The following is a 23,462-nucleotide window of genomic DNA, read 5'->3' on the forward strand; positions in this document are numbered from 1 at the left end:
TTGCGCTTCTCGGCCACAATTCGCTTCCGCTCGCGACGATGGGATGAACCGTCGTGACGTTCGTTGAACTTCATAAAAATAGCGCCGCCTGATGCGCATCAGGCGGTGTTTTACATTTGATGAAGCACCGCGCACGCTTGCGCCAGATCAAACGGCTGGGGTGGCGGCGTTAAGACGGGCGACATGCACTCTGCTGCGCGTCGCGACTTGCGGCCGGCGATGCTCACCGTACTAGAGTACGGTTGCGCTTCTCGGCCACAATTCGCTTCCGCTCGCTACGATGGGATGAACCGTCGTGACGTTCGTTGAACTTCATAAATTGCATTTGATGAAGCACCGCGCACGCTTGCGCCAGATCAAACGGCTGGGGTGGCGGCGTTAAGACGGGCGACATTCACTCTGCTGCGCGTCGCGACGATGGGATGAACCGTCGTGACGTTCGTTGAACTTCATAAAAATAGCGCCGCCTGATGCGCATCAGGCGGCGTTTTACATTTGATGAAGCACCGCGCACGCTTGCGCCAGATCAAACGGCTGGGGTGGCGGGCTTTTAAGATGAGCCACTCGTGCATGCGGACACCTGTGGATGGCTTGCAATGGCGCTCAAGGTCTGGCTGGAAGTGGTGCAGCAGGCGGCGGCTGGCAGTGGCGCCTTGCTGATTGCGGCCTTGAAGCAGGCTCAGGTCACCCTGGTACGGCGTTCCGACGGGGAAGACGGCATCGTGCTGTTTTCACAGGCCGATGCAGACGTGCTGCGCCAGCTTCCATTGCTGTGCCAGCAGGCGCGCGTGCTGGCCATAGCCGCCTGCGGCCAGCCCCCCAGCTGCGCGCAAAAGCGCGCCCTGATGGCCGCCGGGGCGCTCGACGTGCTGCCGTGGCCGGACGGCGCCGTCAATGCGGGCCAGGTGCTGGCGCGGCTGCAGCGCTGGCAGGCCGTGGCGCAGCTGCTGGCGTCCAACGCCGTGCGCCAGCACCTGGTGGGCGACAGCGCGGCCTGGCGCGGCTTGCTGCACCGCGTGGTGGAGATGGCCGCCTTCAGCCAGGCCCCGGTACTGATCACGGGCGAGACGGGCACGGGCAAGGATTTATTGGCCCAGCTGGTCCACCGCGTCGGCAACCGCAGCGGCGACTTCACCATCCTTGACTGCGCCACCCTATCGCCGGAGCTGGCCGGCAGCGAACTGTTCGGCCATGAACGGGGCGCGTTTACGGGCGCGGCGGCCGCCCGCGACGGCGCCTTCGCCCTGGCCGACGGCGGCGTGCTGTTTCTCGACGAAGTGGGCGAATTGCCGCTGCCGCTGCAGGCGCAGCTGCTGCGCGCCATCCAGGAGCGCAAATACAAGCGCGTGGGCGGCAATACCTGGCAGCCCACGCAATTTCGCCTCGTCTGCGCCACCAACCGCGAGCTGGAGAACGAAGTGGCGCGCGGCGCCTTCCGCGCCGACCTGTATTACCGCATCGCCGGCTGGCGTTGCCAGACGCCGCCATTGCGCGAGCGGCAGGACGACATCCTGCCGCTGGCCAGGCATTTCCTGGCCGAGCTGGCGCAGCAGCCGCCGCCCCCGCTCGACGCGGCCGTGCGCGAATACCTGCTGCTGCGCGACTATCCGGGCAATGTGCGCGAGCTGCGCCAGACCGTCACGCGCATCTGGCACCGCCATTGCGGCCCCGGCCCCATCACCATCGGCGCCCTGCCGCATGAGGAACGGCTGCTGGCGCCGCACTGGCCCGACCAGCATTTCGAGGCGGCCGTGCGGCGCGCCCTGCATCTGGGCATGAACCTGTCGCAGATCACGCGCTGCGCCACGGACATGGCCATCCGCCTCGTGCTGGCGGAGGAACACGGCAACAATCAGCGCGCCGCCGCCCGGCTGGGCGTGACGGACCGCGCCCTGCAGATACGCCGCAAGGCGGCCATCTGCGCGGCGCAAGCGGCTGCGGCCGCTACGCCCGCCTCGCCGGCCGCGTTTTGAGGCAAATCAAGCCAGCCCCGCCAGGCGCAGGAAATTGCCGCCCAGGATGAGCGCCGCATCGGCCGGCGGCAGGCCCAGCAAGCGTATCTTGTGCACTTCCAGCCCCGGATGCAGCCACGGGCCGTCCGAGCCGAACAAGACCTTGTGCGGCCCGGCGCGGCGCACGGCCTGTTCCAGCAAGTCGAAGCGGCGCACGCCGGAACTGTCCGTGTAAATGTTCGCGTGACGAACAAGATGGTCGATCAGCGCCAGCTGCGCCGCCCAGTCGTCGCCGAAGCTGCCCAGGTGGGGCAGGATGAAATCGACGTCCGGATACTGCTGCGCCAGCAGCTCGGCCACCGCCACCTCGCCGGCCGGGTCGTACAGCACGGGCAAGCCGAAGAAGCGGGCCGCGTCGCAGATTTCGCCGCTGATGCGCGCGTCCAGGCGGTGCGCCTTGATGCCGACGAAACCGTAGCGCTCGACGGCAGTGCGCACCAGGTCCATGATGCGGCCCCGGTCGCGCCGCGCGTGCACGAAGGCAAAACCGTAAAACCGCCGCATATCGGACGCGACCAGGCGCGCCACGCCGTGGTTGGCGATCGCGTAATCGGAGTGAAAGGCGGCGAACAGCACGCTGCGGGCGATGCCGGCCGCCCGCGCGCGGCGCAGATAGGCGTCCAGCGGCGCATCGCTGTCCCACGGCCCGCTCAAGCCGTCGCCCGGCCCCGCATGGCAGTGACTATCGATGACCAGCGCCATGCCCGCCTCCCTGCGCTCAGTTCCAGTCGCCCATCACGACGATGCGGTTGCCGCGCCGGCGCCAGCGCCCGCTTTCATCTCCCTGCTGCGGCGCAGGCGAGCGGAAATGCGGCAACTGCTGGTGCAAGGCCCGCGTCAGCGCACGCTCCACGGCGCGCGCACTGCCGTCGCCGTCGGCCGCCAGGCGCGCCGCCTGTCCTGCGATGCGCACGAAGCGGCGCGCCATCTCCAGTTCGCGGTCAGCCGGCGCCTCGGCTTCCATTTCCAGCTCCAGCGCACTGCTGGCCGCGCGCCCCAGCGCCGAACCGAGCGCCGTGCCCACGCCCGGTATCGGTATCATCGAGCCTAGCGCGCCGCCGACAAAGGGCAAGGCCGTCTTGGCCACGGCCTTCAAGGCGCCGCCCAGGGGCTTGGCCACCTTGGCGATGCTGGACCCGACCTTCTTGACGCCCTTCCACACGCTCTTGAAGACATTGCCGAGAAATTGCTCGAGTTCTTGCTCGCTGGACACTTCCAGCAATTCCATGGCCAGCTGCAATTCTTCCTCTTCGCCGAAGACGGCCGGCGCCGCGCCCTTGCCGGGCCAGTCCTGGCCGAATTCCAGCACGTCAAACGCGGCGCCGGCCCGCTGCCGGCATTGCGCGCATGCGCATTCGAGTTGGTGCATGATGCTCTCCTTCAGAGTGGTCTAGGTCCACATTTCACCGAGCACGGCCAGTTCCAGTTCGCGCCGCTGGTTGGTCAGCACGCCGCGCTGGTTGGCGAACATGTCGTCGTGGATGCGCTGTTCGATGCGGCGCCGCTGCGCCGCCGAGGACAGGGGCGCCACGTACACCTGGTGCCCGCTCAGGTCCACCCCCATCATCTGGCCGCACAGCCGGTGCTGCAGCAGGCGCCGGTGCAGGTCGTCCGTCTGGCCGCTGTAGGCGCGGCGCCGCCCGCCCGCATCGAATTCGATCACGTACAGGCCCGGCCCCCGGCCATTCGGGTCGCGCAAGGCGTTGGCCAGCGTCCCCAGCGCCAGGTAATTCAGGGCGGCCGCTTCCGGCACCCGGCCCATGGTGCCGGCCAGGGTTGGCGGGATCTCGCCCTGCTGCTGGTCATCGTCCTGCCCCTGGTCCGCGCCCTGGTCCTGGTCCGCTCCCTGCTGATCGTCGAACGCCGGTTGCGGCACGGGATAAACGGGCGGATAGAGGGCCGGGTAGATGGGCGCATAGCCGCCCCAGCCCCGGTAGCGCGGCGGCAGGTAAGGCAGGGACGGCGCGGCGGGGCGCGGCGGCCGGCGTGCCGGATTCGCCTGGTAGCGGGGCGGCATGGGGCGGCGCGGTCCACGCAGGGGCGGCCGCGCGCGCATGGCGCCGCCATAGCGTCCGCCTGCGGGACGCCAGCGTTCGCCTTCCCACTCGGACTCGCCTTCCTGCGCCCACTCGCCTTCCTGCTCCTGCTCCCACTCGTATTCGCCCGCAGCCCCCGGCTGCCCCGCAAAGGGCAGCATTTCAAAAGCTTCGTTCATATCGCCTCCTCGTGTGATGTTCAAGTAAGTCCACCGCCTGCGCCAGCTGCGCCGGCGCATGGTCGGCCCGCAGCAGGAAGGTCAGCGCGCCGCAGCCGCCGCGACCTTCCCCCGCTTGCGCCAGCGCCAGCACGCCGGCTTCCCGCAAGGCGCCCTGCAAGTGGGCGCAACCTGGCAGGCGCTGCACGGCGAAGCTGCCGCCCCGGCTGGCGATGCCGGCCGCCGCCATGCCGGCGCGCCACTGCGCCACCCTGGCCGCCAGTCTGGCGCGCAGCGCGTCGCCCTGCCGCGCATTGAGGGCCAGGGCCCGCTGCGCCGCCGCCAGCACGGCCGCCGACGGCGGGCTGGCGTGCACGCGCGTCTGGCTGTGCGCCATGAAGCGCCGCAGCAAGCCGCCGCTGCCCGCCAGTACGGCCAGCGGCACGCCGAAGCCCTTGGCCAGCGAGGCGCCGATGATCAGCGCCTCGCCATGCAAGCCGTGCTGGCGCGCCGAGCCGCCCCCCTGCGCCCCCGCTACGCCCAGCACTTGCGTGTCGTCGAGCAGCACATAGCCGCCGCCCTGCTGCGCGATGGCCGCATAGGCGGCCAGCGGCGGCGCGCCGTCGCAGCCGGGCACATAGCCATCGGCCAGGATCAGCGGACGCCGCCCCGTCCTGTCCTTCCAGGCCGCCGCCAGCCGCCGCAGCTGGGCCACCTCGCCAGATGGAAACACTTGCAGCGGCAAGCCCAGGGCCTGCGCCCGCTCGGCGCCCCAGCGCGCGATGGCGTAGCTGGCGCCGTCGACGAGGATCACCAGCCGCTCGCCAGCGAGCATGCCGAACAGGTCCCAGAACAGGTGCAAGGTCGACGGCAGCAGGCAGGCCGCCTCGCAACCTTGCAATGCAGCAAGTTGCGCCGCCAGCGCCGGCGCGCCGGGCGGCTCGCGCAGCGCGGCCGGCTTGCCCAGGCTCAAGCTGTGCCACGGCGGCAGAAGAAACGCCGGATGCCGCATGCCCAGGTAAAGGGCACTGGTAAAGTCGAGCATGCACTCGCCCCGCCCCGTCCTAGACGCTGCGCAGCTGCTGGCTCAGCCGTTGGCGCAGCAGCACCGACGGCATGGTCGCTTCCACCACCGGGTCACTGCTGTCGACGGACAAGTCGACACCCGTGGCGGCACGGTAGCCATGGATGTAGCCCTGCACTTGCGGACGCCAGAAGCGTGCCCAGTTGAAGGCCTGGGTCGGCTCGTAGATATCGCTCCAGTTGCCGTAGCGCACGGAAAGCAGCAATTGCTCGCCGAAGATGGCCAGGTTGCGGAAGTGCATCACGCTCGTGTCCGTCCAGCCCTGCAGTTTCTTCATGGCATCAACGCGGTCCATCCACGGCTCCGGATACGCCACCATCACGCGCGTGGGCAAAAATTCGCGGAACTCGGGCCGCGCCAGCATCCATTGCTGCATCAGCATCTCGATGCGCGCCGTCGACGGCAAATCGCCGAACTGGTTGTGCGCGCCCTGCGACAGGATCAGGTGGATCTCTTTCAATGCATTCAGCACAGGGAAGGCATCCGCCTTGACCGTGGTGTCGTCGTCCTGCTTATAGAACGAGGTAAGCAGGCGCAGCAGGTGATGAAAGGCTTCCAGGAACTTCGAGCGGCTGTCGGCCGGCCGGAAATGCTGGACCGCCTTGCCGTCGAGCCGCACGCCGTAATGGTGGTCGTACTCGTAATTGCGACGCACCACGGTGAGCCGGTGCTGTTCATCTTGCGTATAGCCCCACAGCAAGTTATTCAGGGGGCGCAGCATGTCGATTTCCGTGTTCGACAGGGGATCGAGGCCGCCGCCGGGCGCGCGCAGGTTCTGGAAGCGCTGCGTGATGGCGTTCATGGTCTGCACCAGCATGCCCTCTTCGTGCCAGTACGACCAGATCAATTCCAGCAGGCAAGGATTGGCCAGCTTTTCCTGGATGATGCCAAAGCACAGGTCCACTTCGCCTTCCTGGCCCCGTGGGATGCTGATGGGAATGTCGGGCAGCTTGCGGCGGATCACGGCCAGGTAGGGCAAGGTCTGGAAGCCGTCGATGTTTTCCAGGTAATCGTTGCGCAGCACGGTTTCCAGGTCGCGCCCCTGCGGTATGTCACGCCGGTCCAGGTAGGCATTGTCCTCGGCCGGATTGAAGGCCAGCGGCTGGTTCAGCACGCCGCAATTGACCATCACGAACGCTTCCGTCGCCACCTTCAGCACGCGGTAGGAATCGGCGTCCGAGAACGGCAGCGCGCGGCGCTGCTTGAGCTGCTGGAACATGTCGGCCTTTTTCACGAAGCGTTCCTGCTCGAAGCCGCGCACATTGGCCAGGTCGCTGCAAAACAGGCTGTCCATGAAATGCAGGTAATTCGTAAACGACATCGCTTCAGTGCTGTTGCGTATCAGGGTCCACAGCGGCAAGTCCTCGGTCGGCTCCGTTTCCGTGCGCGTCAGCGACACGCCCACGTTGCCCGAGATCGGCTGCGGCTGGCGCTCTTCCGTCTCGTACTCGGCGTCCACGGCCAGCATGGCGTTCGGACTGAGGCCTTCCGGCACGGGCATGGCGCTGCGCAGTTCCGGCCGCTGCGACAGCATCATCTGCGCCGCGAAACGGTGCATGCCGGCACGCCGCACGGGCGTGGAAAACGCGTTCACCGCACCGCGCATGGGCACCCAGGGCGCGGCGGCCAGCACCTGCACCTGGTCGCGCCCATCCGCGCTTTGATCGCCGTCAAACGAGACGGTAGCGATGGCGCGGTCGCCGACCCTGCCGAACTGACAGTCGCTGGGGTGGCAATCGGCCGTTTCAAACGCCAGTTCCACCTGCGGGTTGAGCTGGGGTTTGAAGCACAGCACGGCGCTGCAGCCGGCCTGCACCGTCACGCACTGGGGCGCGGTGACGGGGAAATTGCCATACACCCCCACGTAGCTGCCCGTCGCCAGGTCGGCAAACACGGTGCAGCCACGCCCGTCCGTCCAGCGCACGCCCACCAGCATGGCCGGATCGGCTATCCACGTGGCGGGATTGAAATTATGGCAATCCGCATCAAGCCCCCGGTACAGGCTGATGGCGGCATTGACGACCATGGTCCCGCTATCGTGCTCGTGGACGGTGACGGCGATGCTGCCGCCGTGTTGTTTCGGACCCGCCTGGCCCGCCCCCCTGCTTTTGCTGCTCATCTTGCTGCTCATGTCATTCTCCTCAATGGATAATCAAACGGGATGCCAGGGGCGGCAGCGGCCTGGCGGGCTGGCGGCCATGCCGCACGACATCGGCGCACAGCTCGGACGTGTCCAGGGTGCTGCGCAAGGCCCAGTGGGTCAGCAAGCGCCCCAGCAGCTCGCTTTCATCTTCCGGGCTCAAGGTGCCGCTGGCGCGCGCCTGGCCCAGCACGGCAAACACCAGGGTGGGCGTGGCCTGGTACATCTGCCCCGGCGCCAGGTTCCAGTTGCGGAACAGCCTAGCCAGCATGGCCGGCTGGCGCGCCTGCACGGCCATGGCTTCGGCCAGCGAGCCGCCGCGCAAGGCGGGCGGCCGGTGCTGCACCAGCAAGCCGACCAGGGCCGCCATGCTGGCCTGCAGCTGCTCCAGCAGCCGCTGCCGGGCTGGCGGCAGGCCCGTCAGCGGGTAATACGACAGCCACAGCTGCTCCAGCCGGCTCCATTGCGGATGCGGATACAAGGCCCGCCCCATGGCGCAGCTCAGGCGCACCCGCAGCCAGGGCACCGGGTGGGGATCGTCGATATTGAGACGGAAGACAAACACGCGCGGCAGGCTGACCACGCCGATCAGGCCCAGGGTGGCGGCCACGCCGACCCGCGCCAGCGACCAGAAATCGGCCACGATCTCGGAAATCCACCGCTCCCACAGCTGCCACACATGTACGCGACCGCTGCCGCCGTGCTGCATGGCTTGCAGCACGGGCCGCAAGGAGGCCACCAGGTCCAGCAGCGCCGCGCCCTGGTGCCCCACCTCGTGCACCAGCGACGAGGCGATGCTGCTGCCGATCATGCGTTCGCGCGGCAGGCGGATGATGGCGACGGGATTGTCGCCGCCGCCCGGCAGGCGCGTGCGCGCGCGGCGGATGGCGGCGCCCGGACCCCGGTCCAGGTAGCAGATCACGGGCGGCGCCTGGTAGACGTCGCCGGGCAGCGCCAGCGCGTCGGCGGCAACGATGTCGAGGCCGGCCAGCCATACGCCCGTCTTGTGCTCGCTGCGCTGCGTGATGACTTCGTTGAACAGGTCGAACTGGGTCAAGGCGGCGTTGAACTTCAGGCGCAGGAAGGTGAAGCGGCGCTGCGCCTCGGCGGCGGTGGCCATGCTGGCGCCATCGGCCGCTTCGCGCCGCAGCCAGTGCTGGAACTGGGCCACCATGCGCCGCAATTCGCGCCGGCCCTGCACCAGCTGGCTCTCGATGGCCGACTGGGCGCTGGGCATCAGGGCGGCCGCCAGCACCGTCGGCTCGATCAGTGCGAACGGCTCCAGCCGCGCCAGCCGCGTCAGCAGCGAGCGCGCCTCCTGCGCCAGCATCCAGGCAGCATAAGCGCCGATGGCCATGATGTCAGACGCCGTACAGGACGATCTTGTGGCCCTGGCGCGCCCAGCGTCCGCTGGACGGGCGCATGCCGGAGGCCGGGCGCGCGCCGGCCGGCGCCATGCTGCCCGCGCCGCCGCCATTCTGCGTGGCCACCTGGCCGCCCGGACGGCCCAGCAGGCCGGGCGCGAACTGGCGCGCCGCAGCGCTGGCCGCCGCCTGGGCGATGGCGCGCGGATCGCCCGAACCGCGCGCCTGGGCCGCGCGGTTGACCGTGTCGGCGGCCAGGCGCACGAACTGCTTGGCGCCCTCGAATTCGCGGTCTTCATTCGATGACGCTTCCGCCTCCAGCCCCAGTGCGCTGCCGGCGGCCGACGCCAGGCCGCTGCCGATCTTGGCGCCCAGCGGGCCGCCGAAATAGCCGCCGATGGCGCCGCCGGCCAGCGGGATGGCTTTCTTGGCCACGCCCTTGAGCACGCCGCCGATGGCTTGCCCCACGGGCGACTTGATGATGCCGCCCGCCACCGAGGCCGCCTTGCGCAGGAAATTGCCAAGAAACTGTTCCAGCTCGGCTTCATTGCTGACCGACAGCAGTTCGTTCGCCAGTTCCATCTCCTCGGCTTCCGAAAACATGGCGTTCGCGCCGCCCTCGCCGCTCCACTCGCCCTGGCCGAACTCGAACTGCTCCGCCTCAAAACCCGACATCTCCTGCCCGTATTCCAGGGTCGTACGATCCATGTCATGCATGATGAGCTCCTAAAAGTTGAAACCTCGGTTGAAACCTCGGTTGACACCTCAGTTCACACTACCGTGTCGGCCACCCTGGCCGTCCGGCTAACAATCGAGCACGACGATGTGCCCGCCCTCACGGCGCCAGCGGCCACCGTCCTGCCTGCGTCCCGGCATGTGCGCCGCATGCTTGAGCAAGCCGGGCGCCAGGGTGCGCGCCGCCTGCAGCAGCGCCGCTTCCACCCGCGCCGCGGGCGCGCCGCGCGCGGCGCCGTCCTGCGCCAGCTGCGTGTTGACGGCATCGATCAGATGCACGACATGGCGCGCCAGTTCGAATTCCTTGTCTTCCGGGCTCAATCCTTCCAGTTCCATGCCGAAGATGCGCGCGGCGCGCTGCCTGAGCGCCTGCGCCGGGCCGCCATGCAGGGGCAGCATCGGCGCCAGCGCCTGGCCCAGCAGCCCGCGCAGCGGTCTTTCCAGCGGCGTGCCGCGCAGCTGTCGTCCCGCCGCGGTGGCGTCCAGCAGGCGGGCCAGGAAGGCGTCGAAGCCCTGCGGTGCCGGCACTTCCAGCAATTGCGCCGCCAGCGCCAGTTCATCCTCTTGCTGCAGGGGCAAACTGGCGCCAGCGGGCATTTCCATTTCGGGACGATAGGCAAGCAGACGGCTGGTCATGGCAGGCTCCGGCAAAGACGGCACTGTGGCCCATGCCCTCCTGACGCAAGGGCTATGCCAGCCGTTTTCACGGGTGCTGCAGCCCGGCGGGGCGAACGGCGTTTCGCCGATGGCGAAAAAACCATGGTTTCCGGCGAAGCGGGTTTCGTTATCAAGATGAGCTTTCCGGCAAGCTTAATTTGCGGGAATGATTACGTCGTCTATGCGCCACAATGGCTGCGTTCGCCAAAAAATATTTTTCATTTTAAAAAAATTAAGTTCGCGCTACCTCGCCGAAAACACCGCCAACGCCACGCCAAAACACTTCAAACAGAAACGTGGTCAACACGTAAATAGCTAATTGAAAACGGCTTTTTGAGAGGCAAGCTCTACAATTAGCTGGCTAAATTTTGATTGCTTGGAAGAAACTAAATGAAACACCCAACTTTGCGCCGCGTGCTGGCCGCAACACTACTGAGCCTGCTTGCCGCCTGCGGCGGCGGCAGCGGCGGCCAGAGCGGCTCCGTGCAGAATCCGGACGTGACGGCGCCGTCCACGGGCGGCGCGTCCGGCGACACGGCGGGCGAGACGGTTCCGCCGCCGCCCCTGACGACGCCGCCCGCCGCACCGGCCGTCACCTTTACACGCCAGGCCGCGTCGCGCTTCCTGGGCCGGGCCACGTTCGGCCCCAACATGGCCGACATCGATGCGCTGGCCGCCAGCGACAGCGATGCCTGGTTCCAGGCCCAGTTTTCCAAGCCGCAAACTTTGCACCGGAAATACATCGACGCCATGCTGGCGGCGCAGGCCGCAGGCGGGCAAGCGGTCGGCTTTACGGGGGTCTATGAAACGTTCTGGCAGCAAGGCATCCGCGGCGAGGACCAGTTGCGCCAGCGCATGGCCTTTGCCCTGTCCGAAATCTTCGTCATTTCCATGCAGAACGAGTCCGTGCGGCCGCGCGTGCGCGGCGTCGCCAGCTACTACGACATGCTGGGCCAGCGTGCCTTCGGCAACTTCCGCGACCTGCTGGAAGGCGTGGCCCTGCATCCGATGATGGGACTGTATCTGTCCCACCTGCGCAACCAGAAGGAATCGGCCACGCGCACGCCCGATGAAAACTTCGCCCGCGAAGTGATGCAGCTGTTTACCATCGGCCTGTACCAGCTGAATGCGGATGGCAGCCTGAAACTGTCCGGCGGCAAGCCCATCGACACTTACACGCGCGACGACGTGGCGGGCCTGGCGCGCGTCTTTACGGGCTGGAGCTGGGCCGGGCCGGACCAGAGCGACGCGCGCTTCTATGGCGGCACGGCCGATCCCGACCGCGACTGGAAGCCGATGCAGAACTACGCGGCCTTTCATTCCAGCGGCGACAAGCGCTTCCTGGGCCAAAGCATTGCCGGCGCCAGCAGCGGCCAGGCCGACCTGAAGCTGGCACTCGACACGCTGTTCAACCATCCGAATACGGCACCGTTCTTTGCCCGCCAGCTGATCCAGCGCCTGGTCAGCAGCAATCCCAGCCCCGCCTACGTGGGCCGCGTGGCCGCCGCGTTCGCCAACAATGGCAGCGGCGTGCGCGGCGACATGCAAGCCGTCATCCGCGCCGTGCTGCTCGATCCGGAGGCGCTCGCCCCGATCGGCACCACCTTGCGCACAGGCAAGTTGCGCGAGCCGCTGCTGCGCCTGGCCGGCTGGATGCGCGCCTTCGACGCCAGGCCTGCCAGCGGCCGCTACAGCATTTATTACCTCGACGACCCTTTGAGCGGCCTGGGCCAGAGTCCCTTGAATCCGCCCTCCGTATTCAGTTTTTTCCGCCCCGCCTATACGCCGCCCAATTCCGCCCTGGCCGGCGCGGGCCTGGTGGCGCCGGAACTGCAAATCACGGCCGAACCGTCGGTGACGGGTTATCTGAACTTCATGCAGGAAGCCATCAATAGCGGCGTGGGCGACGGCCGCGACATCAAGCCCGACTACACGCGCGAACTGGCGCTGGCCGCCGACGCGGGCGCCCTGCTCGACCGCATCGACCTGCTGCTGATGCATGGCAGCATGCCCGCCAGGCTGCGCGGCCAAATCATGACCGCCGTCAACGGCGTCAGCATCCCCGCGGCCACGGCCGGCAATGCCGCCCAGGTAGCCACGGCCCGGGCCAACCGCGTCAAGCTGGCCATTTTCCTGACCATGGCCTCGCCGGCCTACCTGGTGCAAAAATAAGATCGATCACATGCAAAACTTACCATTTTCCCGCCGCCGCTTCCTCGGCTCCATGCTGAGCCTGGCAAGCACCACGGCCGCCCCTTTCGCCCTGAACCTGGCCGCCATGGGCAATGCCGCCGCGCAATCTGCCGGCGACTACAAGGCCATGGTGTGCCTGTTCATGGCCGGCGGCAACGACGCCTTCAATACGGTGCTGGCCACCGACCCCACGTCCTGGAATGAATACCTGCGCCTGCGCAATACGGGCGGCGCCGCGTCCATTCACCTGCCCGGCGTGGGCGAGACGGGCGGCGTCCTGCCCGTCGTGCCGGCCACTGCGCAAGCGGGCCGCAGCTTCGCCCTGCATCCCCAGCTGGCGCCGCTCAAAGGCCTGTTCGACAATGGCCGCGCCGCCATCGTGGCCAATGTGGGCACCCTGATCCAGCCCGCCACCCTGGCCCAGTACAAGGCTGGCAGCGTGGCCTTGCCGCCCAAGCTGTTTTCGCACAACGACCAGCAATCGACGTGGCAGTCGGGTGCGCCGGAAGGCGCCAGCGTGGGCTGGGGCGGCCGCATCGCCGACGTGGCCGGCGCGGGCAATGCGAATGCCATGTTCACGGCCATTTCCGCCGCCGGCAACACGGTCTTCCTCAGCGGACGCCAGGTGCGCCAGTTCCAGGTGGGCCAGGCGGGCGCCGTGCCCATCCGCGGCCTGGGCGGCAGCCTGTACGGCAGCACGGGCGGCGCGGGCGCCTTGCAAGCCATCATCAACGATGCGAGCGGCGACCTGATCGAACAGGAACACGTGGCCGTCGTGCAGCGCGCCATCGCCAGCCAGAACATCCTCAGCGGCGCCATGCTGGCGGCCGGCGCGGGCGGCGTGCCCAATCCGCCGCCCTACGTCAATCCGAACACGGGCGCGTCCGGCGTCAACCCGCTGGCCGTGCAATTGCAGACGGTGGCGCGCATCATCGGCGGGCGCGGCGCGCTGGGGGCGACACGGCAAGTGTTTTACGTGACACTGGGCAGTTTCGATACGCATGACCGGCAAAAGGAGCTGCATGCCGACCTGATGGCGCGCCTGGCCCACGCGCTCGCGTATTTCGACGCCACCCTGGCCGCCCTGCAGGGCGCGGACCTGCGGCGCCAGGTGACGACGTTTACGGCGTCGGACTTCGGCCGCACCTTCAGCAGCAACGGCGACGGCACGGATCACGGCTGGGGCGCGCACCACTTTGTCGTGGGCGGCGCCGTGAAGGGCCGCGACATCTACGGCGCCTTCCCCGCGACGGGCCTGGGCCATGAACTGGACGTGGGTTCCGGCGCCCTGCTGCCGACGACGTCCGTCGACCAGTACGGCGCCACCCTGGCAAAATGGTTCGGCGTGGCCGACAGCCAGCTGGCCGGCGTATTCCCGAATATCGGCAACTTCGGCCAGCGCGACCTCGGTTTCATGACGACAACTTAACCGTTCACGGCCACCGTCAGGGTGGCGACATAGCCATCGGTGGCGTTACCCGCCACCGTGGCCATCTGCAAACGGGCGCCGTCGCTGAAGACCTGGTCGGTGGCATGGCTGATCTGCGCCAGCTTGCGCGCGCTGGCCGCATAGCCGCCGGCCCCGTAGGCTTCGTTCAACGTTGCCATGGGAAAGGTGAACTGCGAGGTCTTCAGGCGGTTCGCGGCAGCGGCCGCCCTGTCCAGGCTGGGATAGACCTCGACATGCACGTGCGGCATGCGCCCCGCGTAGCAGCCAGGAAAGATGGTCGTGAAGCGCAGCCTGCCCGCACCATCCGTTTCCTGCACGCCGCGCAAGTAATTCTGCGCCGTCACGCCGGCCGAATACAGCGAATACAGGCCGTCGCGGTCGCAATGCCATAGATACACGGCGTAGCCGGCCAGGCTGGCGCAGCCGCCGCTGGCATTGAGCAGTTGCAGCTCGATGGTCAAAGGCAGACCCAGCGCCACGCCCGTGGCGCCATTAAAACTGGCGCGGATGTCGCTGCGCACGACGCCCGACTGGTTCAGCACATTGATGATGCTGCCGCCATGCGTATTCGTGCCGTCGGCCGGATACGCTCCGCCCGTTTCTTCCGGTATCACCGTGCAGGCGCCCGTGGCGGACGCGGCAGTGCTGGCGGGCATGCCGCCGGCGTCCGCGCCGCCGCAGCCGGCCAGGGGCAAGCCGGCCGCGCCAGCCAGCAGCCAGCGCAAGACCTGGCGCCGTTCTGCCGCCGGTTGCCGCATCATTTCGGGGTCGGGTGCCAGACCGAAGTCATGTAAGTCCATACATATTCCATCAAATGGGGCAAGCCCGCCAAGGCCGGGCTCAGGCTGGCGCACAGGCACAGGACCTGCATGGCCCGCTCCGCGAACGCATTCCTGACGGCAATAGCAAGCTTGCGCTCCATGGTTCAAGCCCTTGTATTGACCAGGTTGCCGCTAGCGGACAGGCCGCCGCCCGCGTTCGCCGCGCCGAGACCGCCCGACAGCGCCTGCAGGAAGCTGCTCAGCTTGGCATTGCTGTCGCCGCTGGCGCCGGCGCTGGCGCCCAGCGCGCCGAGCAGGCTGGCAAAGCTCGATGGCAAGTCCGTCACGCTGCTGTCCGCGCTGTCGCTGCTGCCGCTGCCGGAAGCGGACAGCTTTTGCAGCAGGCTTTGCAGGTCCGACTCGATATTGCCCGGGCCGCCGCGCGCACCGCCGGGCGGCACGCCCGCAGGCGCTGCGCCGCCCGGCTCCTGCCCGCCAGCCTTGCCGCCCCCTTGCGCGTGCAGGCTGCCCATCAGCTGGTGCAGAAAGGCCCCCAGGGCCTGGCCCGCGTCGCTGCTGCTGGCGCTATCAGACGCGGCCGCGTCGCTGCCGCCATCGCTGGCGTCCAGCGACACGCCGAGCGACGACAGGGCGCTGGCAATGGCGTCAAGAAAGGCGCCGTCGTCGGGTTTGTGCGGCCGCGTGCCCCCCACGTTGCTGCTGGTCTCGGCACTGCCGCCGCCGCTGACGCGCTTGAAAGCGCTCAGCTGGCTGGCGGCGCTGCTGGTACTCAAGGCATTGATGCTCATGGCTTTTTCCTCTGATATATGTCAAGTCGGGCTACGATTTAACGCGGCGCGCGCGGCTGGCCCGCACGCTCGGCGCGCCGCTGCTCCACCTGCAGGCGCTGCTCCGGCGTCAGCAGGGCCAGCAATTGCTGCTCCAGCCGCGCCTGCTGCAGGCTGATCTGCGCCATGGCTTGCGCCGCCGTGTTCGCCAAAACGCCGGCCCTGGCATCGTCGTAGGCGCTGGAAGCGGCCAGTTCACGCAGCTGCTCATGGGCCTTGAAGGCGATTTTGTGCTGCTCCCGCAGCAAGGGCGCCTGGGCATGAGTGGCGGCAAAGACCTTGTCCTGCTGCGCTTCGCTCAGCACGATGCCGTGCAGGAATGGCGGCAAGCCCGGTCCGCCGCCCGGGCCGTGGCCAAAAGCGGGCGGCGGAGTGCCGCGCGCGGGCGCCTGCTGGGCCAGGGCCATCAGCGGCATGCTGCAGGCGCACAGCAGCAACAGGGATACGGCAATACTCAGGTGTTTCATGGGGCGATCCTTTCATGACGGTCAGACCCGATTGTCGGCGCCCGGCATGTAAAGCAACGTCAGGGCCGCGTAAAAGCGGGTAAAGGACTGTCAGCAGGCATGTGGCCGGCGCGATGTAAAAGCGGGTAAAAACGGCCTGAACAACCGTGTTTGACTGCTATCATCGGGCGATATCCACCGAAAAAAGCGCAGGCATGAGCAAGGTATTGTTAATAGACGACGATGTGGAACTGGTCGGCATGTTCCAGGAGTACCTGACGCAGGAAGGTTTCGACGCCAAGGCCGTGCATGACGGCGACAGCGGCGCGGCCGAAGCGCTGACGGGCCTGTACGCCATCGCCGTCCTCGACGTCATGATGCCGCGCATGAATGGCCTGGAAACCCTGCGCCGCATCCGCGCCGGCAGCAACCTGCCCATCCTGATGCTGACGGCGCGCGGCGACGACACGGACCGCATCGTCGGCCTGGAGCTGGGCGCCGACGACTACGTGACCAAGCCGTGCACGCCGCGCGAGCTGACGGCGCGCATCCGCGCCATCCTGCGCCGTTCGCAGGCGGCGCCGCCCGACGCGTCGGGCCTGGCGCCGCTGGCCGTGGGGCAACTGACGATGTGGCCGGAACAGCGGCGCGCCGCCTGGGCCGGCGCGCACCTGGAGCTGACGAGCACGGAATTCAACCTGCTGGAAGTGCTGGTGCGCCATGCGGGCAAGCCCGTGAGCAAGAATCAATTGTCCGAACTGGGTCTGGGCCGGCCCATGGCCCGCTTCGACCGCAATATCGACGTGCACTTGAGCAGCCTGCGCCGCAAGCTGGGCAGCCTGGCCGACGGCCGCTCCTGCCTGCAGACCGTGTACCGGCTCGGCTACCAGCTGATCAAGGAGTAAGCGTGGGCCGCTTGTTCTGGAAGTTTTTTCTGTGCATCATGCTGGCGCAAGTGACGGCCACCATCGGCATCGGCGGCACGTTCTGGCTGAAGAACCGGGCGGCCATGCAGGACCGCGCGCTCGACATCGACACCAGCCCGCCCGCGCAAATGATCATCGAAGCGGCCAGCGCCACCCTGGAAGCGGGCGGCAGCGTGGCCTTGCGGCAATTCCTGGGCAAGCTCGAACGCATGCGCGTGTTTGCCGTCGATGCGCGCGGGCACGAGTTGATGGGCCGCACTGTCCACCCCGCCATGCTGGCCAAGGCGCGCGCCATGCTGGTGGAGCAAAAACAGCCCCATCCCGTCGTGCGCACGGTCACCGGCAGCGACGGCCAGCGCTATCTGCTGTTCCTGCCCTCGTCCGAACGCTTCCGCAATGCCGAGGCGGGCGCCGCGCGCGACACCCTCAACGCCGTCAGCCTCAGCGGTCCGCGCGCCATGGGACCGGGGCCACGCCCCGGGGAAGCGGGCGCGCCGCCGCCACGCGGCCAATTCGGCCGCGGCCAGCCACCGCGCATGGACACGCCCTACCGCACCTTCATCCCCCTCACGGCCGCCATCGCCGCCAGCCTGCTGTTCTCTTTCCTGCTGGCCTGGTATTTTGCGCGCCCCATCCGCGACCTGCGCCAGGCCTTCGAAGCGGCCTCGCATGGCGACCTGGCGCCGCGCTTTCACGCCAGCGGCAAGCGCGGCGACGAATTGACGGACCTGGGCCGCGATTTCGACCGCATGACGGGCCGTTTGCGCAATCTCATGGAGAGCCAGACGCGTTTGCTGCATGATGTGTCGCATGAACTGCGCTCGCCGCTGGCGCGCCTGCAGGCCGCCATCGGCCTGGCCCACCAGCAGCCCGAGAAGATGGACGCCTCGCTGGAACGCATCGAGCGCGAAAGCGAACGCATGGACAAGCTGATCGGCGAGCTGCTGACCTTGTCGCGGCTGGAAGCGGGCGCCGGCTCGCCCCTCAGCGAAGACGTCGGCATCGCCGACCTGCTGCACGACATCATGGAAGACGCCCGCTACGAAGCGAAGGCGCGCCAGGTGGCGATCGCCGTGACGGGCGATGCGGCCATCGCCGACGCCGCCGTCACGGGCCGGCCGGAACTGCTGGCGCGCGCCGTGGAAAACGTCGTGCGCAACGCCGTCAAGCACAGCCCCGACGGCGGCACGGTGGAAGTGGCCTTGTCGCGCTTGCACGACGGCAAGCAGGAACGGGCGCGCATCGCCGTGCTGGACCGGGGGCCAGGCGTGGCCATGGCCGACCTGGTCCGCATTTTCGAACCGTTCTTCCGCGCCAGCCATACCCAGCACAGCACGGATGGCCACGGCCTGGGCCTGGCCATCGCCCGGCACGTGATCGGCGCCCATGGCGGCAGCATCGCCGCGAGCCGGCGCGAAGGCGGCGGACTGTGCGTGACCATGCTGCTGCCCGTGAAAACGCCAGGCTGACCTTCCGGCGAGCCTGGCGCGCTAAGTAATCCCCAATAAATTATTGTGTTTTCTGACTTCCATAACCGGCGCTGTGCGGTGTTGTCCGCAGCTAGCAGTGCTCGCACTGCGTCGCTGCAGGCGCCTTGCACAGCATCCGGTTCTGTTCGTCATAAATTCACAATATTTTCCCGAGGATTACTTAGTGCCCGAGACCCTGTCAGGCCTGGGTATCGATGATGCTGCCCAGCGTGGACAAGCTGGACCTGGCCGGACCCGTCGCCGTATCGGCGCTGCCGGCCGGCGGCGCATCCTGTTGCGCCGCCTGCTGCGCCGCTGCCGCCTGTAACTGGGCAATTTGCGCCTGCAAGGCCTGGATCTGCTGCGCCAGCTGCTGCTGCAGCTTTTGCGACGCCTCCGTCTGCTCGCCCTTCTGCGACTCCGTCAACTGCTTTTGCGCCGCCGTGATCTGCTTTTGCAGCGCCGCGATCTGCGCGCTGCTGCCCGAACTGCCGCCAGTGGCCGCGCTGACCGCGCCGCCGGAACCGATTGCCGCTACCATGTTGCCTCCCTGATCATTCACTACCTTATTATCGGCGCGCAAGGTACTGCATTCAGGGCGGCAAGTGTAAAGGCGGGTAAAGGCGGGTAAAGGCGCATAAGGCGTAAAGGGCGGGAAAGATGCCGCGCACGCAATCCGATTGCACGTCAGCAAGAAAAACTGGCACACTGGCATGTCCTGCCCTGACCACGATCAATGATGATGACGCCCCTGCTGCCCGCCCTGCCCGAGCTCGTCCTGCGCCAGCGCTGCGGCGTCATCGAGTTTCCCGTCCACCACATGCGCGGCGGCACCTCGACCGGGCTGGTGCTGCATGCGGCGGCCGTCCCGCCCGACCCGGCCCTGCGCGAGGAATTGCTGCGCCATCTGATGGGTGTGCCGCAATCCGGCCAGTTGCCCGGCAACCGGCAGATCACGGGCCTGGGACGGGGCGCGCCCACCAGCAACAAGGTCTTCCTCGCCGAAGTCGAGCAGCATGCGGGCCAGCCGCGCCTCGTCAGCACCCTGGCGCAGCTGGCGGGCGGCCATGCGGCCATCGACTGGAGCGTGAATTGCGGCAATATGTCGTCCGCCCTGCAATTGTGGGGGCTGGACTGCGGCGTGATCGAGGCGCTGGCCATCGGCGCGCACGCCATCGATATCCGCAACACCAACACGGGCGCCATCACCACCTCGCGCATGCGGCGCGAGCCGGACGGCAGCTTTACGGCCGCCGGCATTCCCGGCGTGCCCGGCAGTTTTCCCCGCGTGGACCTGTTCCTGCAGCAGCCCGTGGGCGCCAAGACGGGCAAATTATTGCCAACAGGGAATGTCCAGAATGTGGTGCACGGTTATGCGGTCTCTTGCGTGGACGTGGCCGTGCCCATGGTCATCGCGCCAGCTAGCCAGTTCGGCAAGACGGCGCAGGAAGCGATACGGGAACTGGAAGCGGACGCCGCCTTCATGGCCGCCATCCGCCAGGTGTGGAGCGCGGCGGGACTGCTAATGGGCTTGCGGGGCCGCGATGGCGAATTGATGACCCTGGAAGAGCTGGAACGCAGCGAAACCATCCCCAAATTCTGCATCGTGGGGCCTGCCGCGGGAGAGGGAAATATTGCTGTGCGATACTTTACGCCGCAGGCGGGCCACGCCTCGCTGGCCGTTTCGGGCGGCTGCTGCCTGGCGGCGGCCTGTTTGATCCCGGGCACGGTGGCGCACGGCCTGGCGCGCGGCGTCCAGCCTGTGGGCGAGGAAGACGCGGAGATCGCCGTGGGCATAGCCAACCCGGCCGGCATCCTCGACACCACCATCGTGGCGCGCCGGCAGGCGGCAACCGGCGACGCTGGCGACACGCTGGCCATCGGCAGCGCGGCCTACCGGCGCAGCGCGCAAATCCTGCTGCGCGGCCACGTCCCCCTGTACCAGGCGTCCGCCGCGCTGAAAGCGTGGCTGCTGAAGCAGATCTGAGGCAGGGCTGGCGCCCCGCCCGTTCAACACGTCATCAGGTTTTTGGCAGGGTCACGCCGACCTGGCCCTGGTATTTTCCGCCGCGGTCCTTGTACGAGGTTTCGCACACTTCATCGGACTCGAAGAACAGCACTTGCGCCACGCCTTCGTTGGCGTAGATTTTCGCCGGCAACGGCGTCGTGTTGGAAAACTCCAGGGTCACATAGCCTTCCCATTCCGGTTCGAACGGGGTGACGTTGACGATGATGCCGCAGCGGGCATAGGTGCTCTTGCCCAGGCAAATCGTCAAGACGTTGCGGGGAATGCGGAAATACTCCACGGTACGGGCCAGCGCGAACGAGTTCGGCGGGATGATGCAATAGCCCTTGCCGGACACGTCGACGAAGTTGTTCGCGTCAAAATCCTTGGGGTCGACAATGGTGGTGTTAATGTTGGTAAACAGCTTGAACTCGTCGGCGCAGCGGATGTCATAGCCATAGCTGGAGGTGCCGTAGGAAACGATGCGGTTGCCGTCGCGTTCCTTGACCTGGCCCGGTTCGAACGGCTCGATCATGCCCGTTGTTTCCGCCATGCGGCGTATCCATTTATCGCTTTTAATCGTCATCGCAGGGGTATCTTTCTAGAATATCGAATGGCTGGGGCGGCGCGCCAGGCGCAGGCGCGGCCCGGATGGCAGGATTTTACGCGAAAATCCGCCGCTGTTGGCCCCCATCCCCTGAAAATCCTTGGCGGATGGCTATTGTTTCGCCAGCAATGCCGTGATCATCTCGCGCACCACCTGCGCAGTCAGTTCAGGGTTTTCCATGGGAAACAGATGGCCGCCCGGCACCTGGCGGAAAAACTTGCCGACCAGCTTGCGCGTGGCCCTCAGGCCCGCCTGCCGGCATTCCACCGATTCCGTGCCGCCGATAAAGCCGATGGGCACGGGAAAACCATCCTTGACGAGGCTGCCGATATGGTGCGGCAGGCTGCGGTAGACATCCGTCTCCACTTCGCGCGTAAAGCGCAGCTGCACCCCTTCCGGATGGGGCGCCAGGCCGCTGTCGATATAGTCGCGCAAGACCTGCGGCGCCCAGATGGCGAACATGTCCTTGGCCGCGAAGTGTTCATACGCGGCCTGCGCGTCGGGCCACAGCTTGCGCCGCCGGGCGGAAAACCGCGAGGGGGAAAACCGCTCACCCAGCGCCGTGTTGCGCGCCAGGCGCACCAGCAAGGCGCGCCAGCCGGCCACCACGGGCGAATCGAGCAGGACGACGCAGCGCGCCAGGTCGGGCCGCTGCTTGGCCACCATCACGCTGAGCATGCCGCCCAGCGAATGGCCGACGAGGATCACGGGCGCGCTGTAGCGGCGCTCCAGGTCATCGATATACTCGCGCACCAGCTCGGGCCAGCCCGTGCTGACGGGATACTCGGGGTCGTGCGCATGCATGTCGAGCGCCTGCACGGCGTAGTGCCGGCCCAGCAAGCCGAACAGCTTGCGATAGGTGCCGGCAGGATAACTGTTGGCGTGGGCAAAGTGCAGCTGCGGGAGTGTCATCGTGGGGCTGTGCCGGTAAATGCGATGAACAATTGTAATGGCTTGCCGGCAAGACGAATCAGAGGAAGACCTCTAATTGCCGCCGCGCCCGGGCCACGCCGGGCACGAACGAGGCCAGCACCTCGCCCAGCTCGGCGTTGGAATCGACCACGCAAAAGGCGCCGTCGAACGCATGGTCGCGGTTCATGTGGTTGCGCACGATAATGCATTCCAGTCCCGCCGCATTGGCGGCCCGCAAGCCGCGCGGCGAGTCTTCCACGGCCACGCAATCGCCGGCGGCCAGGCCCAGGCGCTGCAAGCCCAGCTGGTAGCCGTCGGGCGCCGGCTTGCTGGCGCCGTACATCTCGCGCGTCAGCACGAAGTCAAAATGATTCAATAGGCCCGTGGCCGCATGGCTGATGCGGAAATGCTCTTCGTAGGCGCTGGTGACGACGCCCATGGCCACGTGCGGGCGCAGCGCCGCCAGCACCGGTGCGATGCCGGGCATGGCCAGCTGGCGCGCCTGGCGCAGCCGTGCGGCAAACAGTTGCTTGCGTTCGGCCCGCAGGCGCTCGACCAGCTCGATGCTGTGCCCCTGCCCCAGCAGCACATGCCAGGCGCCGTAGTTATTGTCCAGGAACCAGTCAAAGAATTGCTTAGGAGTCAATTCTATTCCGTAGGGCAAGAGCAAGTCGCGGTTCGCTTCATAAAACAGCTGCTCGGTATCGACCAGCACGCCATCATTGTCCCACAGCACGCCCTGGATGGTTTTCATGGCTTGTTGTCGTTCAGAAACTTACTTGAAGAAAATGTCGTAGGACAACTTCACGATCAGCAACACCAGCAGCACGAGGAAGAGGATGCGCACGAAGGCGGCGCCGCGGCGCACGGCGATCCAGGTACCCGTCAGCGCGCCCAGGATGTTGCACACGGCCATGGGCGCCGCCACCGCATACACGACGTGGCCGGCGGGAATGAAGAAAGCCAGCGCGGCCACATTGGTGGCGATATTCACCAGCTTCGAGCAGGCCGAGGCGAGGATGAAATCGAAGCCGAAGACGCGGATGAACAGGAAAATCAGAAAGCTGCCCGTGCCCGGTCCGAACAGGCCGTCATAAAAGCCGATGGCGCCGCCGATGACGATGGCCAGGATGCGCTCACGGGGGCCGATGGGGCGCGCTTCGCGCGTCGTGCCGAAATCCTTCTTGATGAAGGTGTAAATCGCCATGATGATGATCAACACCAGCACCATGGGGCGCACCACCTGCTGCGGCACGTAGGACACGGCGGCCGCGCCGATGAAGGACATGACGAAGGCGCTGGCCACGGCGGGCAGCACCAGCAGCCAGGGGATATGCACCTTGCCGACAAAGGAGCGGGCGGCAAACGTGGTGCCGCAGGCGGACGCCAGCTTGTTCGTGCCCAGCAAGGAGGTCGAGGCCATGTTCGGCATCAGGTTGAACAGGGCCGGCAGCTGTATCAGCCCGCCCCCGCCCACGGCGGCATCGATCAGGCCGGCAAAGAAGGCAAATAAACACAGCAGCGAAATGGTCAGCATGGCAGGCAATGGGGAATGGGCGACAGCGGCAGTATAGGCGCCAGTCACTTTTTCGGATGCAACTTCAAATTGCGGAAAACGCAATCTGGCGTAACGCTTGACGGAATGCGCCCCATGCGGTC

At 67.1% G+C, this 23,462-nt stretch carries 23 protein-coding genes; 7 read left to right on the forward strand and 16 right to left on the reverse strand.

Translation table 11 applies throughout. The features are described from left to right. The first annotated feature begins 596 nt into the window (after nt 1–596). A complete protein-coding gene (locus tag AC07VI_RS19125; RefSeq protein WP_099375600.1) occupies nt 597–1,973 on the forward strand; it encodes a sigma-54-dependent transcriptional regulator in 1,377 nt (458 codons plus the stop codon). Between the two features lie 6 nt (nt 1,974–1,979). Here AC07VI_RS19125 and AC07VI_RS19130 read toward each other — a convergent pair whose 3' ends face one another. The 8 genes from AC07VI_RS19130 to AC07VI_RS19165 all read right to left on the reverse strand — a co-directional run bounded on the left by AC07VI_RS19130 (nt 1,980) and on the right by AC07VI_RS19165 (nt 10,165). Then, nucleotides 1,980–2,714, reverse strand: a complete 735-nt coding sequence (locus AC07VI_RS19130) for an amidohydrolase family protein (RefSeq protein WP_492994603.1) — start codon at nt 2,712–2,714, stop codon at nt 1,980–1,982. 16 nt (nt 2,715–2,730) lie between these two features. After that, a complete protein-coding gene (locus AC07VI_RS19135; RefSeq protein ID WP_492994605.1) occupies nt 2,731–3,381 on the reverse strand; it encodes a hypothetical protein in 651 nt (216 codons plus the stop codon). Between the two features lie 21 nt (nt 3,382–3,402). After that, on the reverse strand, nt 3,403–4,227 hold the full coding sequence (locus AC07VI_RS19140) for a GIY-YIG nuclease family protein (RefSeq protein ID WP_099420077.1): 825 nt from the start codon (nt 4,225–4,227) through the stop codon (nt 3,403–3,405). Then, nucleotides 4,211–5,251: an aminotransferase class I/II-fold pyridoxal phosphate-dependent enzyme gene (locus tag AC07VI_RS19145; RefSeq protein WP_099375603.1), complete on the reverse strand. Its 1,041-nt coding sequence runs from the start codon at nt 5,249–5,251 to the stop codon at nt 4,211–4,213. Before AC07VI_RS19145 ends, AC07VI_RS19140 begins: the two co-directional genes overlap by 17 nt. A gap of 19 nt (nt 5,252–5,270) precedes the next feature. Further along, entirely contained in the window at nt 5,271–7,421 is a 2,151-nt protein-coding gene (locus AC07VI_RS19150; RefSeq protein ID WP_086148520.1) for a hypothetical protein, read from the reverse strand. A gap of 10 nt (nt 7,422–7,431) precedes the next feature. Then, entirely contained in the window at nt 7,432–8,787 is a 1,356-nt protein-coding gene (locus AC07VI_RS19155) for a hypothetical protein (protein ID WP_492994608.1), read from the reverse strand. A gap of 4 nt (nt 8,788–8,791) precedes the next feature. Beyond that, nucleotides 8,792–9,511 carry a hypothetical protein gene (locus tag AC07VI_RS19160; RefSeq protein ID WP_099375605.1) on the reverse strand — a complete coding sequence of 240 codons (720 nt, stop codon included), beginning with the start codon at nt 9,509–9,511 and terminating at the stop codon, nt 8,792–8,794. 87 nt (nt 9,512–9,598) lie between these two features. Further along, nucleotides 9,599–10,165, reverse strand: coding sequence for a hypothetical protein (locus tag AC07VI_RS19165; protein WP_086148500.1), 567 nt, complete (start codon nt 10,163–10,165; stop codon nt 9,599–9,601). Between the two features lie 54 nt (nt 10,166–10,219). Here AC07VI_RS19165 and AC07VI_RS19170 point away from each other — a divergent pair, with 54 nt between their 5' ends. The 3 genes from AC07VI_RS19170 to AC07VI_RS19180 all read left to right on the forward strand — a co-directional run bounded on the left by AC07VI_RS19170 (nt 10,220) and on the right by AC07VI_RS19180 (nt 13,808). Further along, complete coding sequence (locus tag AC07VI_RS19170) at nt 10,220–10,501, forward strand: hypothetical protein (protein WP_492994611.1); 282 nt, start codon at nt 10,220–10,222, stop codon at nt 10,499–10,501. Between the two features lie 75 nt (nt 10,502–10,576). Continuing rightward, a complete protein-coding gene (locus AC07VI_RS19175) occupies nt 10,577–12,358 on the forward strand; it encodes a DUF1800 domain-containing protein (RefSeq protein ID WP_086148501.1) in 1,782 nt (593 codons plus the stop codon). Between the two features lie 10 nt (nt 12,359–12,368). Beyond that, a complete protein-coding gene (locus AC07VI_RS19180; RefSeq protein WP_086148502.1) occupies nt 12,369–13,808 on the forward strand; it encodes a DUF1501 domain-containing protein in 1,440 nt (479 codons plus the stop codon). On the opposite strand, the gene AC07VI_RS19185 is transcribed toward AC07VI_RS19180, so the two are convergent. The 3 genes from AC07VI_RS19185 to AC07VI_RS19195 all read right to left on the reverse strand — a co-directional run bounded on the left by AC07VI_RS19185 (nt 13,805) and on the right by AC07VI_RS19195 (nt 15,905). Continuing rightward, on the reverse strand, nt 13,805–14,629 hold the full coding sequence (locus AC07VI_RS19185) for a dioxygenase family protein (protein ID WP_086148503.1): 825 nt from the start codon (nt 14,627–14,629) through the stop codon (nt 13,805–13,807). The genes AC07VI_RS19180 and AC07VI_RS19185 overlap by 4 nt on opposite strands. 125 nt (nt 14,630–14,754) lie before the next feature. Then, entirely contained in the window at nt 14,755–15,399 is a 645-nt protein-coding gene (locus tag AC07VI_RS19190; protein ID WP_099375609.1) for a hypothetical protein, read from the reverse strand. Between the two features lie 38 nt (nt 15,400–15,437). Continuing rightward, nucleotides 15,438–15,905: a Spy/CpxP family protein refolding chaperone gene (locus AC07VI_RS19195; protein WP_099420084.1), complete on the reverse strand. Its 468-nt coding sequence runs from the start codon at nt 15,903–15,905 to the stop codon at nt 15,438–15,440. Nucleotides 15,906–16,099: 194 nt separating this feature from the next. Between AC07VI_RS19195 and AC07VI_RS19200 the strand changes: the two genes are divergently transcribed. After that, a complete protein-coding gene (locus AC07VI_RS19200) occupies nt 16,100–16,789 on the forward strand; it encodes a response regulator transcription factor (RefSeq protein WP_086148168.1) in 690 nt (229 codons plus the stop codon). Nucleotides 16,790–16,791: 2 nt separating this feature from the next. After that, nucleotides 16,792–18,279 (forward strand): sensor histidine kinase, encoded by a 1,488-nt coding sequence (locus tag AC07VI_RS19205; RefSeq protein ID WP_099375611.1) that lies wholly within the window; start codon nt 16,792–16,794, stop codon nt 18,277–18,279. A 199-nt stretch (nt 18,280–18,478) separates the two neighbouring features. Here AC07VI_RS19205 and AC07VI_RS19210 read toward each other — a convergent pair whose 3' ends face one another. Then, nucleotides 18,479–18,820 (reverse strand): FlxA-like family protein, encoded by a 342-nt coding sequence (locus AC07VI_RS19210; protein WP_492994615.1) that lies wholly within the window; start codon nt 18,818–18,820, stop codon nt 18,479–18,481. Nucleotides 18,821–19,018: 198 nt separating this feature from the next. On the opposite strand from AC07VI_RS19210, the gene AC07VI_RS19215 reads away from it, so the two are divergent. Then, entirely contained in the window at nt 19,019–20,266 is a 1,248-nt protein-coding gene (locus AC07VI_RS19215) for a PrpF domain-containing protein (protein ID WP_492994617.1), read from the forward strand. Between the two features lie 34 nt (nt 20,267–20,300). On the opposite strand, the gene dcd is transcribed toward AC07VI_RS19215, so the two are convergent. From dcd to AC07VI_RS19235, 4 genes are all read right to left on the reverse strand, one after another. Continuing rightward, nucleotides 20,301–20,870, reverse strand: a complete 570-nt coding sequence (gene dcd / locus AC07VI_RS19220) for a dCTP deaminase (protein WP_034755486.1) — start codon at nt 20,868–20,870, stop codon at nt 20,301–20,303. Between the two features lie 132 nt (nt 20,871–21,002). Continuing rightward, a complete protein-coding gene (locus tag AC07VI_RS19225) occupies nt 21,003–21,803 on the reverse strand; it encodes an alpha/beta fold hydrolase (RefSeq protein WP_086148171.1) in 801 nt (266 codons plus the stop codon). A gap of 58 nt (nt 21,804–21,861) precedes the next feature. After that, nucleotides 21,862–22,557 carry an HAD family hydrolase gene (locus tag AC07VI_RS19230; protein WP_086148172.1) on the reverse strand — a complete coding sequence of 232 codons (696 nt, stop codon included), beginning with the start codon at nt 22,555–22,557 and terminating at the stop codon, nt 21,862–21,864. Nucleotides 22,558–22,578: 21 nt separating this feature from the next. Next, the gene (locus AC07VI_RS19235; RefSeq protein WP_034756294.1) at nt 22,579–23,340 is read right to left on the reverse strand and encodes a sulfite exporter TauE/SafE family protein; all 762 of its coding nucleotides are present in this window, start codon (nt 23,338–23,340) and stop codon (nt 22,579–22,581) included. Between the last annotated feature and the right edge of the window lie 122 nt (nt 23,341–23,462).

This window comes from Janthinobacterium sp. GW821-FHT03A03, from assembly GCF_059421435.1.

Bases quoted from the DNA above. Each gene is read 5' to 3' on its own strand.
- AC07VI_RS19140 (WP_099420077.1), bottom strand. From the start codon at position 4,227: ATGAACGAAGCTTTTGAAATGCTGCCCTTTGCGGGGCAGCCGGGGGCT.
- AC07VI_RS19135 (WP_492994605.1), bottom strand. From the start codon at position 3,381: ATGCACCAACTCGAATGCGCATGCGCGCAATGCCGGCAGCGGGCCGGC.
- AC07VI_RS19150 (WP_086148520.1), bottom strand. From the start codon at position 7,421: ATGAGCAGCAAGATGAGCAGCAAAAGCAGGGGGGCGGGCCAGGCGGGT.
- AC07VI_RS19190 (WP_099375609.1), bottom strand. From the start codon at position 15,399: ATGAGCATCAATGCCTTGAGTACCAGCAGCGCCGCCAGCCAGCTGAGC.
- AC07VI_RS19185 (WP_086148503.1), bottom strand. From the start codon at position 14,629: ATGGACTTACATGACTTCGGTCTGGCACCCGACCCCGAAATGATGCGG.
- AC07VI_RS19165 (WP_086148500.1), bottom strand. From the start codon at position 10,165: ATGACCAGCCGTCTGCTTGCCTATCGTCCCGAAATGGAAATGCCCGCT.
- AC07VI_RS19215 (WP_492994617.1), top strand. From the start codon at position 19,019: ATGATGACGCCCCTGCTGCCCGCCCTGCCCGAGCTCGTCCTGCGCCAG.
- AC07VI_RS19210 (WP_492994615.1), bottom strand. From the start codon at position 18,820: ATGGTAGCGGCAATCGGTTCCGGCGGCGCGGTCAGCGCGGCCACTGGC.
- AC07VI_RS19145 (WP_099375603.1), bottom strand. From the start codon at position 5,251: ATGCTCGACTTTACCAGTGCCCTTTACCTGGGCATGCGGCATCCGGCG.
- AC07VI_RS19235 (WP_034756294.1), bottom strand. From the start codon at position 23,340: ATGCTGACCATTTCGCTGCTGTGTTTATTTGCCTTCTTTGCCGGCCTG.
- AC07VI_RS19200 (WP_086148168.1), top strand. From the start codon at position 16,100: ATGAGCAAGGTATTGTTAATAGACGACGATGTGGAACTGGTCGGCATG.
- AC07VI_RS19130 (WP_492994603.1), bottom strand. From the start codon at position 2,714: ATGGCGCTGGTCATCGATAGTCACTGCCATGCGGGGCCGGGCGACGGC.
- AC07VI_RS19175 (WP_086148501.1), top strand. From the start codon at position 10,577: ATGAAACACCCAACTTTGCGCCGCGTGCTGGCCGCAACACTACTGAGC.
- AC07VI_RS19155 (WP_492994608.1), bottom strand. From the start codon at position 8,787: ATGGCCATCGGCGCTTATGCTGCCTGGATGCTGGCGCAGGAGGCGCGC.
- AC07VI_RS19180 (WP_086148502.1), top strand. From the start codon at position 12,369: ATGCAAAACTTACCATTTTCCCGCCGCCGCTTCCTCGGCTCCATGCTG.
- AC07VI_RS19170 (WP_492994611.1), top strand. From the start codon at position 10,220: ATGCCAGCCGTTTTCACGGGTGCTGCAGCCCGGCGGGGCGAACGGCGT.
- AC07VI_RS19125 (WP_099375600.1), top strand. From the start codon at position 597: ATGGCGCTCAAGGTCTGGCTGGAAGTGGTGCAGCAGGCGGCGGCTGGC.
- AC07VI_RS19195 (WP_099420084.1), bottom strand. From the start codon at position 15,905: ATGAAACACCTGAGTATTGCCGTATCCCTGTTGCTGCTGTGCGCCTGC.
- AC07VI_RS19230 (WP_086148172.1), bottom strand. From the start codon at position 22,557: ATGAAAACCATCCAGGGCGTGCTGTGGGACAATGATGGCGTGCTGGTC.
- dcd (WP_034755486.1), bottom strand. From the start codon at position 20,870: ATGACGATTAAAAGCGATAAATGGATACGCCGCATGGCGGAAACAACG.
- AC07VI_RS19225 (WP_086148171.1), bottom strand. From the start codon at position 21,803: ATGACACTCCCGCAGCTGCACTTTGCCCACGCCAACAGTTATCCTGCC.
- AC07VI_RS19160 (WP_099375605.1), bottom strand. From the start codon at position 9,511: ATGCATGACATGGATCGTACGACCCTGGAATACGGGCAGGAGATGTCG.